This window comes from Yersinia sp. FDAARGOS_228, assembly GCF_002073315.2.
Taxonomy (GTDB): Bacteria; Pseudomonadota; Gammaproteobacteria; order Enterobacterales; family Enterobacteriaceae; genus Yersinia; species Yersinia intermedia.
The window spans coordinates 4,887,628-4,901,101 of sequence record NZ_CP020409.2 but is presented as its reverse complement, the minus strand read 5'-3'; the positions used below and the strand labels follow the sequence as shown (position 1 = coordinate 4,901,101).

The window sequence follows — 13,474 nt, the reverse complement described above, 5'->3', positions numbered from 1 at the left end:
TTTACTGATGAAAAATCTTAGTTTTATAGCAGGCCTGGTTATTTTACTGGGCCTGATGGCGTGTAGCCTGTTTATCGGTGCTGGTCATGTCACTTTCGCGGATGTCTGGTCTGATCCTGATATGCGCGACATCTTTATACTCAGCCGAGTGCCGCGCACGCTGGCATTAGTCCTTGCTGGTAGCGCCATGAGTGTTGCTGGCCTCATCATGCAGATGCTGACGCAGAACCGTTTTGTCGAACCCTCTATTGCGGGTACAACTCAGTCCGCTAGCCTGGGTCTATTACTGGTCATGGTGTTCAGCCCATCGGCTCCGGTGATGGTGAAGATGTTGGTGGCTACGGTCTTCGCGATGGGGGGGACTGCACTCTTTATGATGCTACTGGCGCGGATGCGGATGAAATCAGCGCTGATGGTACCGCTGACCGGCATTATGTTGGGCGCGGTATTTAGTGCGGTAACAACCTTTCTGGCAATGGAGTTCGATCTTCTGCAATCGTTGGGCAGTTGGGAGTCAGGCGATTTCTCTGGTGTGTTGCAGGGCCGCTATGAACTGCTGTGGATCGTGGGCGCTTTAACATTGATTGCTTGCCTGATAGCAGATCGTTTTACCGTGGCAGGCATGGGACGGGATTTTTCGGTCAATGTTGGACTCAATTATCAACGGGTTATGCTGATAGGAATGTCCATTATTGCCATCATCAGTGGCGTGGTGGTGGTCGTGATTGGCGTGCTTCCTTTTCTCGGTTTGATTGTACCCAATATTGTCAGTATGGCGATGGGGGATAACCTGCGCCGAACCATACCTTGGGTAAGTCTCTGTGGCGGTGGTTTGGTTGTGTTATGCGATATTATCGGTCGGTTAATTAGCTACCCATTTGAAATCCCTGCCAGCGTTATTTTAGGCGCGATTGGCGCACTCGTTTTCCTATTATTAATTGTTAGGACAAAACGCCATGCAGGTTAATGAGCTTTTATCAAAAGGGAATTGGCTTTCGAGCGCCAATCGGGCGTTAAGCTTACCGGCAAAGCGGTTGTTACTATTGAGCATCATTGCACTTACTGCGATTGTTATCTTTATGACGATTAATTTAAGGGGCAATATCCAGTATATTCTGGTGCATCGTGGTCTTATTTTAGCCACCATGTTATTGGTTGCCTTTGCTGCAGGAGTCGCCACTGTCTTATTCCAAACAGTAACCAATAACCGTATTTTGACGCCATCAGTGATGGGATTAGAAGCACTGTTTATTCTCATCCAGACCATGTTGGTGTTTTTTGTTGATGCCGATGGTTTCAGAGTGTTAGGTATTACGGGGAAATTTCTCTGTGAGTCGGCACTGCTGTTACTGTTCTCGGTGTTTCTTTACCGTTGGTTACTGACCGGCGTGGGGATCAATCTGCATAAGGTGCTGCTGGTTGGCTTGGTTTGTGGCACGTTGTTCCGCAGTCTATCGAGCCTGATGCAACGTCTTCTTTCGCCGGGGGAGTTTGCCATATTGCAGGGGAGGGTGTTTGCCACCTTTACTCGAGCACCAGCAGAGATTATTGCCGTATCTACGGGGATAATTGTGATTGTGGCTCTCATCGTTTGGCGCATGCGCCATTGCCTCGATATTATCGCCCTTGGCCGAAATACCGCGATTAATCTCGGTGTTGCCTATCAGAAAAAAATAACCACTATTTTGCTGCTGGTCTCGCTGTTGGTTGCCATCTCTACAGCACTGGTGGGGCCGCTGACATTCTTAGGTTTGCTTATCGCTAATTTGGCTTATCCAATTGTTGGTTCATTCCGCCATCAATATTTACTCCCCGGTGTATTTCTGCTGGGAACCATTACATTGGTTGGCGGGCAATTGATTTTGGAGCGCTTACTGAATATGTCTGGGACATTATCGGTGGTTATTGAGTTTATTGGTGGTGCGCTGTTTATATATCTTTTAATAAAGAAGGCTCCGGTATGATTGAAATTAATGACATTAATAAAAAATACCAGGATACGGCGGTTCTCAATAATATAAATGAGAGCATTCCTTCTGGTGGTGTTACTTCAATCATTGGACCAAACGGTGCGGGCAAATCGACTTTATTATCGATTATGAGCCGGTTGTTAGCACCTGATATCGGTAGCGTGCGGTTTAATGGGTTGGATGTGGCGAAAACCTCCGGTGATAAACTGGCGACTATTCTGTCAGTTTTACGTCAGGAGAATCACTTCACCAGCCGCCTGACCGTGGCAGATTTGGTTAGTTTCGGGCGCTATCCCTATTCCAAAGGGCGGCTCAACGAAAATGACCGTCAGTATATTGATGCTGCGATGGAGTTTCTTAATCTGGTGCCGCTGAAGGATCGCTATCTTGATGAGCTATCAGGCGGGCAACGGCAACGCGCCTATGTAGCAATGGTGCTTTGTCAGGACACGAAATATATCCTGCTGGATGAGCCATTAAATAATTTAGATATGAAACATTGCGTTGCGATGATGAAACAATTACGGCGTGCCGCAGATGAATTGCACAAAACCATTATCCTCGTTATCCACGATATCAATTTTGCTTCTGCGTATTCTGACCACATTATTGCGATGAAGAATGGTGAGGTTATTTATCGAGGGGCACCCGCTGAGATTATGCAACCCGATATTCTTGAAGAGATTTTCGATATAAAAATCCGTATCGAAAAAGTGCAAGATCAGCATATCGCGGTTTATTACCGTTAAGGTGAAAAAACGGGCGTAACTACATGTTTACGCCCGTTTTTATCCCGTTATTAGAACAACACAGAGTAGTTCACACCAAAGGTACGGCCACGTCCTTTGTAGGTATAGAGATCAGGTGCTCCGTAGGTGGGGCTATACAGAATCGGTGCGCGCTGGCCCCAAACGGTGGTGTACTCTTTATCCAACAGGTTTTCGATGCTGAAGCTGATTTTACCCACTGGCAAGGCGTAGCTGCTCAGGAAATCGATAGTGTTATAGCCATCAAGTTTGCGGCCTTTACTGTCTGACACATCAAAGGTTTGCTGGGATTGTACCCGCAGATTCCAGTCACCCGGTGCCCAACCAACATAGGCGGTGGCTTTCGACGGGCTGGCGCTATCAACCGTGAGTTTCTGCCACTTACCGTCAGTTTTGGTCTCAGATTTAATCAGGTTAAATGTTGCTCCGGTGCTCCATTCGCTGTCCTCGAAGAAATAATCCGCCGCGCCTTCAACCCCGTAGATCCGGCGTTTGTCCGGCAACACACTGATGGTCATATCTGTTTTGTTGATAGCAATAGTTTGGTCAGATAATGAGTAGTAACCGGCGATTTGAGTGCGCAGGTTATCACCGGTATAGCGCCAGCCTAATTCATAAGCATTAACCTTAATACCCTCCAGCTTGGAGTCATTTACGTTGACGCTTTTTTGCAGTTTGTAATGGCCGTTGACCAACTGATAGGTCCCTGAGCCGTAATATTTCGCCAGATCGGGGATCTCAAATCCTTGAGAGAAGTTGAACCACGTCTGTTGGCTTTGTGCCAGATGCGCCAGCAAACCGGCATTAAACAGGACGTTGTTGTAATCCGTTTTCCCTCCCGGCACCGTATCTGCTGAGGTCGCACTGCCGTTGGCAATCGCTTGTTGCTGGGCATAACCGACGAAATCATCTACCTTGTTCTCGGTGTACTGATAGCGAACGCCACCACTCAGGGTAAAGATGGGGTTGATGTCATAGCTGGTTTGCAGGAACGGCGCGAGATTGGTGGTGGTGTAACTTGGGTAACGGCCAACATTGTAGGCATTTTGTAATGTCATCCCGCCAGACTGCTGTGCCCGTGCCAGATTGAAGAACTGCTGGTTGGCGTTGAAACTTTCATGCTCTGCGTCGACACCATAAGTCAGCGTGAGGCTGTCGATGGGTTTACTGTTTAGCGTCAGTTTACCGCCGTAAAAGTCAGTTTTCTGCTGTGATGCACCGATACTGGTTACCGCAGTACCCGCTTTGTTCAGGGTTGGGAACGGATAAAAGGTCAATGATTCATCACGGTAAAATACCTGTGCCACCAAGTCCTGGCCCCAGACGTCGGTATTGGAGTATTGCAGGTTGATGAGGTGGCGCTCAGTGCCCGGAATACGATCTGAGTTCAGGTTGCCGCTATTAGATGCCTGGCCGGTACCCGTTACCGCCGAGAAGTTCTCTCCCAGATACAAGCCGTGTTTGCCATCGGATTCGCTGTTGAAATACTGGGTGGTTAACTGCAATTGCTGGTGGTCATCAATGTTGAAGGTACCTGTGCCCATCACGTCAAGGCGGCCAGAATATTGCAGACCGGTCTGGGTATTATCGATCAATACCTCATTGCCTTTACCGTCATACCAGCCGCCATAACGTTGATAGGAAACAGAAAACCGACCGAATGCTTGCTCATTCCCGCCGCTCACCGCAGCCCCGATATTCTCATCGTGGTCGTTATGGCTGTTAAACCCGGTTTTGCCACCAACTTGTAGTTCGACCTGTTTTTCTTCCTGACCTTTTTTGGTCACAATATTGATCAAACCGCCGGTGCTACCTCCACCATAAAGCGAAGTGGCACCGGAGATCACTTCTATATGCCCAATATTAAACGGGTCGATAGAATCAAGCTGGCGGCTGTCGCTGCGTGAAGAGTTCAGGCGCACGCCATCGATCATCACCATCATTGATCGGCCACGCATATTCATGCCGTAGTTGGTCCGCCCCTGACTGCTGACATCCATGCCAGGAATCAATTGTGCCAGTATATCTTTGATTTCCTTGCCAGCTTGAACCTGCTGCTCAAGTTCCTGACCTTCAATCACCCAAGTGGTTTGTGCCATTTCAGCCACACTGCGGTGTGAGCGGCTGGCAGAAACCACCATTTGATCTTCTGCCCATGCTGCGGGCGCGAGCATAGCTAACAGGCACGGATTTAATACCCAGAGGTGTCTGCGTTTCATTGTTGTTCTCTTTTTCCCATATTGGAGGTTGCGTTAAAAAATTAAAGTTGGTTTAACGATTGTTCTAAACCCAAAGTCATCGGAGTTGCCGCCAGCAAACACATCCCGATGAGATTACTCAAGTAAGTGATTCGGGTGCGCGCGCGCAGCTAACACCCCGGCAGTTTCAAGGACGCGGGGGTCTGCGTGGGGGATAACGCCCGGTTGCTGACTACGCCATTGGATCACCGCCGGAGTGGGCGTTAAATCGAACTGTTCACGACCTAAAACCCGGTTGAGAATACGCGCCGATCGCCAAGCCATCAGACTGAGTTGCGGTTCTGCGATACCGTGGCTATGCATCCCTGCGTTCACTGCAAATAAGCAGTTATCGTGTGGGCCGCGCCAGTCGAGGGTGAAGTCGGGAGCCACGCGGTATTGATAATCGGCAGTGGTCATCAGGCGGCTGGCCAGTGGTTTAAGGAATGCCGGACGTTCCTGTTGATAGCCGGTCGCGAATATAGTCACGTCGCTGTCAAAGGTTTCTTTGCCTTGATCGAGATGGTGATGGGTGACTAATTGGTAACTGTTACCTTGCGGATGGATCGCTGCCAGTGAGCGGCTAGGGAGCAGGCGCGCCCAGGGCTTTTCACGTAACACCTCAAACTGATGGTACATAGCACGGTAAATAGCCAGTAGCGACTCACTGGTAATACCGTCAGACGTCATTTTCTGTTCAGCCAGCATATGTTGCTTGGCGCTGTCGTTCAGGGTATAGAAGCCGTCAACGTATTCCGGGGTGAAGTACTCATTGGCAAAAGCAGCTTCATCCAGTGCGTTGTAATTATTTCGGCGTGAAATCCAATCTAACTGTTTCGGTTGGCCCCATTCAGCGCGGAAGATGTTGAGGAACAGGTCCGCTCCACTCTGTCCACCACCGACAATGGTGACACGTTTACCAGACAGATCGGGATTGCGCAGCGCCATTTCACTGGCGTGGAAACAGCGATCGTTTTGCTCGCCGACACATTCCGGCAACTTGATACGTTTGCCGATCCCCAGACAAACATGGCGTGCATGGTAGACATTACGCGTTGTGGTCACGACAAAATGGCGCTGCTGGTCGTCAAAATCCACACTCTGAATATCTTGGCTGAACTCTAGCGAGCTTAACCCATGGGCCGCCCAACTGAGATAATCTGCAAACTCTTCCCGTGAAACCGTTCGGTGTTCAGTCGTCAGGAATCGATAGAATTTCTTCCTTTGGACTAAGTAGTTAAGGAAGCTATAGGGATTGGTTGGCGACACCGCACTGACCAAATCTTTCAAAAAGCTGGTCTGCATGTGGCAATCTGGCACCATCATGCCGGGGTGCCAGGAAAAGTGCGATTTACGCTCAAAGAATTTGCTGTTAAAGCCAGAAACTTCGCTGCCGAGGGCGGCAATACTGAGGTTAAATGGGCCTATGCCAATGCCGATGAAATCTAAAGTTTGATTCATTGGGCTAGCTCCTTGGTGACCAAATAAAGAGGGTTATCCAGATCTTGCAAGTAATTTGGCAACATTCGACTGCCGCCATCCTGCTCTGAATAGGTGAGTTTCACCGGGTTGAGGACTACACGAATAATTTGTGGTTTAAACAAATCAAATAGGGAGAAACGCTCTGCCATGTCTGGATGCTGTGCCATGTAGCGCCGCAATACCTGTGCCAGCAGTTGATAGAATTGGTGTTCACTGACGCCACACACATGCATCAGTGGTGAGATAAATCGCAGCACGGTGACGAAATGCCCGGTCTGTAGATCGTGTATCAGGTAGTCGGCAGATAAGCGTGCGGTGACGGCTTTTACGACGCTGGGCAGTGAGGCCGCTTGCGGGAACTCTTTATCAACCAGGCGCATATCGCCCTGGAAGTCTTTCAATAGTACACGTTGCGGTACATGGTCTTTGATCACCAAAGTGATGTTTTGTCCGTGGGCAATCAGTGCCACACCGTAACAACATATCAGGTGGTACATTGGCACCACGACCACCCGAAACATCTGTGCTAACCAGGCTTCGGCACTCAGCCCCGAACGTGCAATATAGGCGGCAATCAACGGATGACCCTGATTATCGGTTTCCATCAGTGTGGCCATCAAAATTGCCTGTTCGCCCGGTTGTAAATAGCAGGACGGGTTTTCTCGCCAAATCACGCCGAGCATTTCCTGATAGCGATAGGGTGCGTTATTCAAAGAGGCATAGGTCTGGTGCATCATATAACCGGCAGCGGGTTCTCCGAGGATCTCAGCACCGCTTGCACGTAGCGTAGGGTCTTGTGCAAAGACTTGCTGTAACCAATGCGAAGCCGCAGGACCCGCGCTGATATATTTACCGGGGATGCCACGATAACAAGAGGTGTTGTAGATGGTCAGTGGCAATTTGATATCAAATGGCACGCGGCGACTGACATTCGTTAAGGTACGTAATGATTGTTGCGCCAGATAGTGGTCACCAAACTCACCCAGTTCGATCAATTCACCTTCGGCTAATTGTGGCAGGAAGTGCAGGGCGATTTTTTGCTGCCACTGCCATGGGTGTAAGGGCACCGGTACCCAGTCGTCATTCAGCGCAAGCTGCTGCCAGTGGCGCTCAAATCGCTGGCGTTCCGTGCTATCCATCGCACTGTCGAGCAGCCTGTCCAACGGGAATTCGGTATCTGCACACCAAACAAAACTGCCACGTTTGGCAGCGATCCAATGCAGGCGGAACTGCCCCTGATATTCTGGCGCATAGTGATGCAGGGCAGTCAGACCCCAGCCACGGCGGCCTTTGTTGAAGATAAATTTCGGGTGGCCGGCCAGCAGACACTGTAGTGCATCAGCGTCGAGAGCAATCAGATCTTCGGCACTCATGCCCTGACGGGCCGAGAGTAACTGCATGTCTGCGCGCAGCGTGGCATAGAGGTCTTCCAGGTGTTCAGCAACTTGCGCATCGTCCATCTGCAACACTTGGGCCAGTTGGCGTAGCATATGGTCAGCGGTCAGCGGTACCCCTTCGCAGTGCAATGAGGCGGGATCAATATGCAGCCAGCCCCAGATACCCCGCTTGGCGCTAAAGCGATAGATCGCACCCGGCAAGGTGATGCTCCATGCCTGGGCTTGTGGCGCGGCACACAAGGTGCGCTCATATTCCAGTTCAGCCAGGATCTTGGCGATCATCTGACGATTAACACGTTGCCAGTTAGCGTAATTATCAGTGGTCATACCGTACCCTCGCGGAAGAAGTCTGCGCGCTGATTCACTATCAGCCGTGAGCGTTTATGCGGAAAATCAAACTCTTTCAAGGTGTGGTAGCCCGCCGCGGGCAGGTGGCGGAACAGACGTTGGTTATCGGCACGCGGTTCAGCCACCACCCTGGCGGTGCGCGGTTCATCCAAATACAGATAGTGTGTCAGGCCACGTAACCAACTGCGGATGTACTGCGCTCCTCGCCAGCGCTCTTCACCTACCAGCATGTGTAGTCCACGATCAAAAGGCTGCCAACGGTAATGGCGGCCAATCCGGTCTTCTGCTGCCCAGTAAACTTCGAAATAACCAAATGGTTGATCGTCAAAACAGCCCAATAACGGATAGCAATAGTGCGAATCCAACTGCCGTTGTAGATAAGCTGCCTGAACCTCAAGCGGGCCACTCATTTCCCAGAACGCATCCACGCGCGGTGAGTTCATCCAGCGGGTAAACTGCTCTGTGTCGCGATCAATTTCCGGTAAGCGGAAGCTCAAGGTATGTTTAATGTGCGGATCGAAACGGCGATAAATTTCGCCGTCAGGGCGTGCAGCACGTTGTGGAAACCAGATATCCCGCTCGGCGTCATACTGCATCTGATCCGAAGCCCGATGGCGTTGCGTACCCAGCCACAGTGGTAGTTGATAAAATAGATCCCGTGCCAGATAGTCACCATAGCTCAAGGTAAACACGGCCTGTGCTTGCGGCTCTTCCCGCCACTCGGCATAGGGCAACGCAATACCGGTTAATTGCGGTGCGGCAATGAACAACTGATCCAATGCCTGTACCAGCCAGCCTGGTGGTAATGGCCCCGGTAAGTGCAACACTGCGCTGCCGTCCAACCCTAAGCTGAGGGGCAGATTTTTTGCCAACTGTTCACAGCGAAAACTGCCCGCAGAGTGCATCAACTTAGCTTGTGGCATCATTGGGCAACTCCCAGGCGTTCTAGGTGAGGGAAATGAAATGGGTTTGCGAAATCAAAGTAGATAACTGCCGGATCAACGATGGTATTTTCATTGTGGTCATGCAGATAACAGAAGAAATTGCCCTTGCAGTTCCAGTGCGTGTTATCGAGTACGTAATCCAAACACAGAGTATTTTTAGCCGTAGTCCGCAGGTTATGGAGTGCGTCGCGCACCCGTATCATCAGATTCTCTTCGTTGTCGAAACCGGCGGCCGCTAATGCGGCGGTCACGGCCAGGCTGGAGTTGACTAACAAGTAATAGGGGAAGTAGCGCAGCAGTTGTTGTTCAGTGAAGCGGTTTTCCGCTCCGGCTTCGCCAATTTCTTCCAGCCACGGTGTAGCGCCATGGGTAAAGCCGCTGCCCTGACAGTCGCGATACAACATACCGATCGGCAAGTCTTGCTGCATTTCCACCAGAATGTTTTGCTGATGGGCTAATAGCACTAAACCGTAATCAGCCTCAGTACTGAACAGCGGCAATAAGACCTGTTGGCAATAAGCATCCAGCCAGCAGTGGGTGGCTTGGCGTAACGGAAGATTTAGACGTGCCGCTAAACGGCGCACGGCGGCAACCAGCAAACTGTCGCCTCCATCTGGAGCTGCCTGTGTCAAGGTGACCAGCACATTGGTTTGAGCATCTGGCTGGTCGAACAACAGGTTATCCCGTAGCACCATCAGGCTTTCCTCTTGCACCGTGCCATCAGCGGAACATAAACCGGCCCAACCGTCCTCCTGCATAACCCGGAAGGTTGGATAGCGTGCTTGTAATGTTTGCCAGCGCGAGGTTTGAGCCAGGCGGGCCAAGCGAATTCCACGTTTAGCTTCTTTTACCGATAGCGTACGTACCGAGTTGGTCAGGCGGACACTGAGGGAAAACTTGATCATGTCGCGATTTGATGGGCTGTACAGCGAACGGGAGGAACTGGTCGGTAGCCAGCGTTCACCTGCTTCACCCAAGTCTTGCAGTGCATTCAGTTGTACCAACTGCTGGCACCATTCCTGAGACAACAGGTGATCAGCCTGCCAGGGGTGCATCGGCAGCAGCCAAACATCATCGGTAAAGTGTGCCAGTAGCTGCGGCGCACTCTCGCTGGCGAAACGTTGCAGACGCTGTTGCAGTGTCAGCGTAAGACTCTCACCGCACAAAAAACGCTTATCCACGGCAAACCAGCGCAGTGGAAAGCGAGCGGCAAAGTCTGGCAGATAGCGATGTGCCTCTTTTTCATTGAAGGGTTCATGGGATTTTGGTGCTGGGTGGAAGGCATGCCCCACCAGTAACCCTTGCTCAGCCTGAGCAAAATTGAGTGGCTTATCACGTAGAGACGGCCAATCCAGACGAATATTAATAGCCTGTTGGGTGTTGTCATGACTTTCCAGAACCCGCTGGCGGAAACGTGTAACCACTTCATCTGACAGGCCACCTTTCACTGCGGGTTTATCCAACAACAAGGTCACCAACTGTTCCATGCTCAGTGCCGCCCCCGCACCATCGTCCTGCTGATATAGATAAGCTGGGAACAGATAGTGATGATGTTGTGTTGGGGAGATATGGCGTAAAGCAATACGGATAGCTTGTGACGACGAAAGAGGGATATGGAGCTGTGGATAGGGTTGATTGTTCGCTGTCGGAAGGATTTGCCAGTCCTGGGTTTCACGCATCAATGCATTGAGGAAACATTGCGCAGCCACATCGGTTGTCGCGGTTTCTAACTGGATAGTCATGATTCCATGTCACTCTTAATTCAATTGAGAATCATTCTTATATCAATAATATTTATCATTATCAATCAACTTATGATACAGTTTTTCTATTAAACATGCATAAATCACCCACGTTATTAACGGTTAATTCACTTTTTATGCAAATTTCATCACAACCTGAAATACGCTCAAGCGGGCATATACCCTCTTCTAATTGGCCGTTAGCTTTTTGTGCCGGTTTGCTGGGGATTGGTCAGAACGGTTTATTGGTTATGTTGCCGGTATTGGTTAGCAGAACAGATCTGTCACTGTCGGTGTGGGCTGGTTTGCTTACCCTCGGTTCAATGCTGTTTTTGGTCGGGTCACCGTGGTGGGGACGGCAATCGGAGATTCGCGGGTGTAAATTTGTGGTCATCATGGCGCTGGCTGGCTACTTGCTGAGTTTTGTGTTGTTGGCGCTGGCGGTATGGGGTTTAGCGGCGGGGTGGTTACCGGAAATGGTGGGGCTGGGTGGGCTGATTGTGGCACGTATTATCTATGGCCTGACAGTCTCAGGCATGGTGCCCGCCTGCCAGACCTGGGCCTTGCAGCGCGCGGTGTATGAGCAGCGTATGGCTGCATTGGCTACCATCAGTTCAGGTTTGAGTTGCGGTCGTCTTCTTGGCCCACTTTGTGCCGCTCTTGCCCTCTTGATACACCCAATGGCACCGCTGTGGCTGATGGCAATAGCACCATTAATCGCTCTACTGGTGGTCTGTTTCCAATATAATGATCCGCCATTGCCACCGGTTGCACATCAACAAAATCGTTTACGTTTCAGTATGCTGCCCTATTTGCTCTGTGCATTGCTGCTCGCAGCAATCGTCAGCCTGATGCAACTCGGCCTGGCTCCGCATTTGAACCTATTATTCAGGCATTCTGCCACGATGGTAAGCCACCATGTGGCAATTTTACTTAGCGTGGCTGCGGGTTGTACTTTGTTAGCCCAGTTTTTGGTGGTACGCCCCCAACGCTTCAGCCCCTCTCAACTCTTGTTGGTGGCGGCGTTATTCATGGTGTTTGGCTTAGGATTAATGTGTGCCCAGCCATTGGTCTTATTCTATGCAGGGTGTGCACTGGCGTCATTCGGTGCAGCGATGGCAACGCCGGGTTATCAATTGATGTTGAACGATAAATTATCCACAGGTAAAGGTTCCGGTGTGATAGCGACTAGCCATACATTGGGTTATGGCATGAGTGCGCTGATGGTGCCGCTAGTGGCAAAATTTTATGGTGAGTCGCAGTTGATTGCTGTGGCTCTGATGATGGCCGTTCTGTTGGGCGGTATAAGTGGCTGGCTGTGGTGCCAGCATCGGGTCACAGCCTATTCTGCGGGAGAGTAACTGCCATGTCCGGCGCATCAAACTACCGAATTTTTGATATCGTATTGAAAGAAAAAGAAAATATATCACCTTCACTGTTGCGTTGCGTATTTGAAGGGCCAGAAGTCAATCGTATGAAACTTGAAGCGCCGGATCAGCGCATCAAACTACTGTTCCCGGCTGGTGACGGTTTAATTACGCCAGTGCTCAACGGCGACGATTGGTATGGCAATTACCTGGCTATCGCGAAAGAACAGCGCCCGGTGATGCGCACTTATACTTTGCGTGCTTTACGTACGCAGCAGAACGAGATGGATGTGGAGTTTGTTTTGCACGGCGTGACTGGCCCAGCATCAGCCTGGGCAACCCACGCCCAGCCGGGTGATGCTATTCAGGTTGTTGCGCCGAATGCAGAGTGTCAATCCGACAGTGGCGGTTACGAGTGGGTTCCTCCCGCGCAGATGATGCAGGCGTTACTGATTGCCGATGAAACGGCATTACCGGCGGCGGTGGCTATTTTGGAACAACTGTCATTACAAGCTAACCCACCACGCGTTCAGGCCTTTTTTGAGGTACCGCTGGCGGGTGATTGCATCAACCTTGATCAATTTCCGTTTGCACAAGTGCACTGGTCATCACGGGATGTTGAGCATCAACCGGCTCATGGCCGTTTGTTAGTTGATGCTGTGCGTCAGTGGGTACAAATTCCGGCGGCGGCACGAGTAGCCGCACAATCATTAGCAGAGAATAGTCTGGGAGGGGATGTGTTGTGGGAGCGAGCCGAAGGTGCCAGCACATTCTATGCATGGGTGGCGGCTGAATCTTCAACGGTGAAAGCTTTGCGCCGCTATCTGATTGGTGAGTGCTGTCTGGATCGTACCAGCGTTAACTTTATGGCGTACTGGTGTTAATCAGTTCGTTATATCAAATTATCCTGATGGGCGGCACCGCAAAAATGAACCCAAACCAAGTGCAACAAGACCGATTAAAATCAGATCGGAAATAGCCGCACCAGCCATCCCCATATCGATTATGCGCGCATTTTTTGTCACTCCATTGGTCAGCGCTAACAGCATCGTCGGACCAAGAATAATCGTAACTGCCAATGGCGCAATAGCATACATAATCAAGGTACTGGATACTTTCATTCCCCCACAAACGCTCCATCGTAGTAGTACGAGAATACGGCAATATGCTTCATTAATGATCGATTGATAACAGTCGATTAATTAACAATTTATCGGTTA

The 13,474-nt window shown here is 50.5% G+C and carries 11 protein-coding genes; 5 read left to right on the top strand and 6 right to left on the bottom strand.

Going from position 1 to position 13,474, the window contains the following annotated elements; genetic code table 11:
* Nucleotides 1–7: 7 nt before the first annotated feature.
* The 3 genes from A6J67_RS22940 to A6J67_RS22930 are packed head-to-tail and all read left to right on the top strand — an operon-like array spanning nt 8 to nt 2,719.
* Nucleotides 8–967, top strand: a complete 960-nt coding sequence (locus tag A6J67_RS22940; protein ID WP_042569085.1) for an ABC transporter permease — start codon at nt 8–10, stop codon at nt 965–967.
* Nucleotides 957–1,964, top strand: a complete 1,008-nt coding sequence (locus tag A6J67_RS22935; RefSeq protein ID WP_032907752.1) for an iron chelate uptake ABC transporter family permease subunit — start codon at nt 957–959, stop codon at nt 1,962–1,964. Before A6J67_RS22940 ends, A6J67_RS22935 begins: the two co-directional genes overlap by 11 nt.
* The gene (locus tag A6J67_RS22930; RefSeq protein ID WP_032907750.1) at nt 1,961–2,719 is read left to right on the top strand and encodes an ABC transporter ATP-binding protein; all 759 of its coding nucleotides are present in this window, start codon (nt 1,961–1,963) and stop codon (nt 2,717–2,719) included. The genes A6J67_RS22935 and A6J67_RS22930 overlap by 4 nt, the downstream gene beginning before the upstream one ends.
* Before the next feature lie 50 nt (nt 2,720–2,769).
* Here the strand turns inward: A6J67_RS22930 and A6J67_RS22925 are convergent, their stop codons facing one another.
* The 5 genes from A6J67_RS22925 to A6J67_RS22905 form a co-directional block, all read right to left on the bottom strand.
* Nucleotides 2,770–4,956 (bottom strand): TonB-dependent siderophore receptor, encoded by a 2,187-nt coding sequence (locus A6J67_RS22925; RefSeq protein ID WP_032907747.1) that lies wholly within the window; start codon nt 4,954–4,956, stop codon nt 2,770–2,772.
* A 114-nt stretch (nt 4,957–5,070) separates the two neighbouring features.
* Nucleotides 5,071–6,435: a lysine N(6)-hydroxylase/L-ornithine N(5)-oxygenase family protein gene (locus tag A6J67_RS22920; RefSeq protein WP_050088467.1), complete on the bottom strand. Its 1,365-nt coding sequence runs from the start codon at nt 6,433–6,435 to the stop codon at nt 5,071–5,073.
* Complete coding sequence (iucC, locus tag A6J67_RS22915) at nt 6,432–8,180, bottom strand: IucA/IucC family protein (protein WP_050288729.1); 1,749 nt, start codon at nt 8,178–8,180, stop codon at nt 6,432–6,434. Before iucC ends, A6J67_RS22920 begins: the two co-directional genes overlap by 4 nt.
* Entirely contained in the window at nt 8,177–9,127 is a 951-nt protein-coding gene (locus tag A6J67_RS22910) for a GNAT family N-acetyltransferase (RefSeq protein WP_050296942.1), read from the bottom strand. Before A6J67_RS22910 ends, iucC begins: the two co-directional genes overlap by 4 nt.
* Complete coding sequence (locus tag A6J67_RS22905) at nt 9,124–10,887, bottom strand: IucA/IucC family protein (RefSeq protein ID WP_050296943.1); 1,764 nt, start codon at nt 10,885–10,887, stop codon at nt 9,124–9,126. The genes A6J67_RS22910 and A6J67_RS22905 overlap by 4 nt, the downstream gene beginning before the upstream one ends.
* A 137-nt stretch (nt 10,888–11,024) precedes the next feature.
* Between A6J67_RS22905 and A6J67_RS22900 the strand changes: the two genes are divergently transcribed.
* Nucleotides 11,025–12,248, top strand: coding sequence for an MFS transporter (locus A6J67_RS22900; protein WP_050296944.1), 1,224 nt, complete (start codon nt 11,025–11,027; stop codon nt 12,246–12,248).
* A gap of 5 nt (nt 12,249–12,253) precedes the next feature.
* Entirely contained in the window at nt 12,254–13,138 is an 885-nt protein-coding gene (locus tag A6J67_RS22895; protein ID WP_005191676.1) for a siderophore-interacting protein, read from the top strand.
* Nucleotides 13,139–13,156: 18 nt separating this feature from the next.
* Here the strand turns inward: A6J67_RS22895 and A6J67_RS22890 are convergent, their stop codons facing one another.
* Nucleotides 13,157–13,375 (bottom strand): LysE family transporter, encoded by a 219-nt coding sequence (locus A6J67_RS22890; RefSeq protein WP_050296946.1) that lies wholly within the window; start codon nt 13,373–13,375, stop codon nt 13,157–13,159.
* Nucleotides 13,376–13,474: the final 99 nt, after the last annotated feature.

Excerpts from the sequence above, each read along its gene's own strand:
- A6J67_RS22940 (WP_042569085.1), top strand. The coding sequence starts at position 8 with ATGAAAAATCTTAGTTTTATAGCAGGCCTGGTTATTTTACTGGGCCTG.
- A6J67_RS22935 (WP_032907752.1), top strand. The coding sequence starts at position 957 with ATGCAGGTTAATGAGCTTTTATCAAAAGGGAATTGGCTTTCGAGCGCC.
- A6J67_RS22930 (WP_032907750.1), top strand. The coding sequence starts at position 1,961 with ATGATTGAAATTAATGACATTAATAAAAAATACCAGGATACGGCGGTT.
- A6J67_RS22925 (WP_032907747.1), bottom strand. The coding sequence starts at position 4,956 with ATGAAACGCAGACACCTCTGGGTATTAAATCCGTGCCTGTTAGCTATG.
- A6J67_RS22920 (WP_050088467.1), bottom strand. The coding sequence starts at position 6,435 with ATGAATCAAACTTTAGATTTCATCGGCATTGGCATAGGCCCATTTAAC.
- iucC (WP_050288729.1), bottom strand. The coding sequence starts at position 8,180 with ATGACCACTGATAATTACGCTAACTGGCAACGTGTTAATCGTCAGATG.
- A6J67_RS22910 (WP_050296942.1), bottom strand. The coding sequence starts at position 9,127 with ATGATGCCACAAGCTAAGTTGATGCACTCTGCGGGCAGTTTTCGCTGT.
- A6J67_RS22905 (WP_050296943.1), bottom strand. The coding sequence starts at position 10,887 with ATGACTATCCAGTTAGAAACCGCGACAACCGATGTGGCTGCGCAATGT.
- A6J67_RS22900 (WP_050296944.1), top strand. The coding sequence starts at position 11,025 with ATGCAAATTTCATCACAACCTGAAATACGCTCAAGCGGGCATATACCC.
- A6J67_RS22895 (WP_005191676.1), top strand. The coding sequence starts at position 12,254 with ATGTCCGGCGCATCAAACTACCGAATTTTTGATATCGTATTGAAAGAA.
- A6J67_RS22890 (WP_050296946.1), bottom strand. The coding sequence starts at position 13,375 with ATGAAAGTATCCAGTACCTTGATTATGTATGCTATTGCGCCATTGGCA.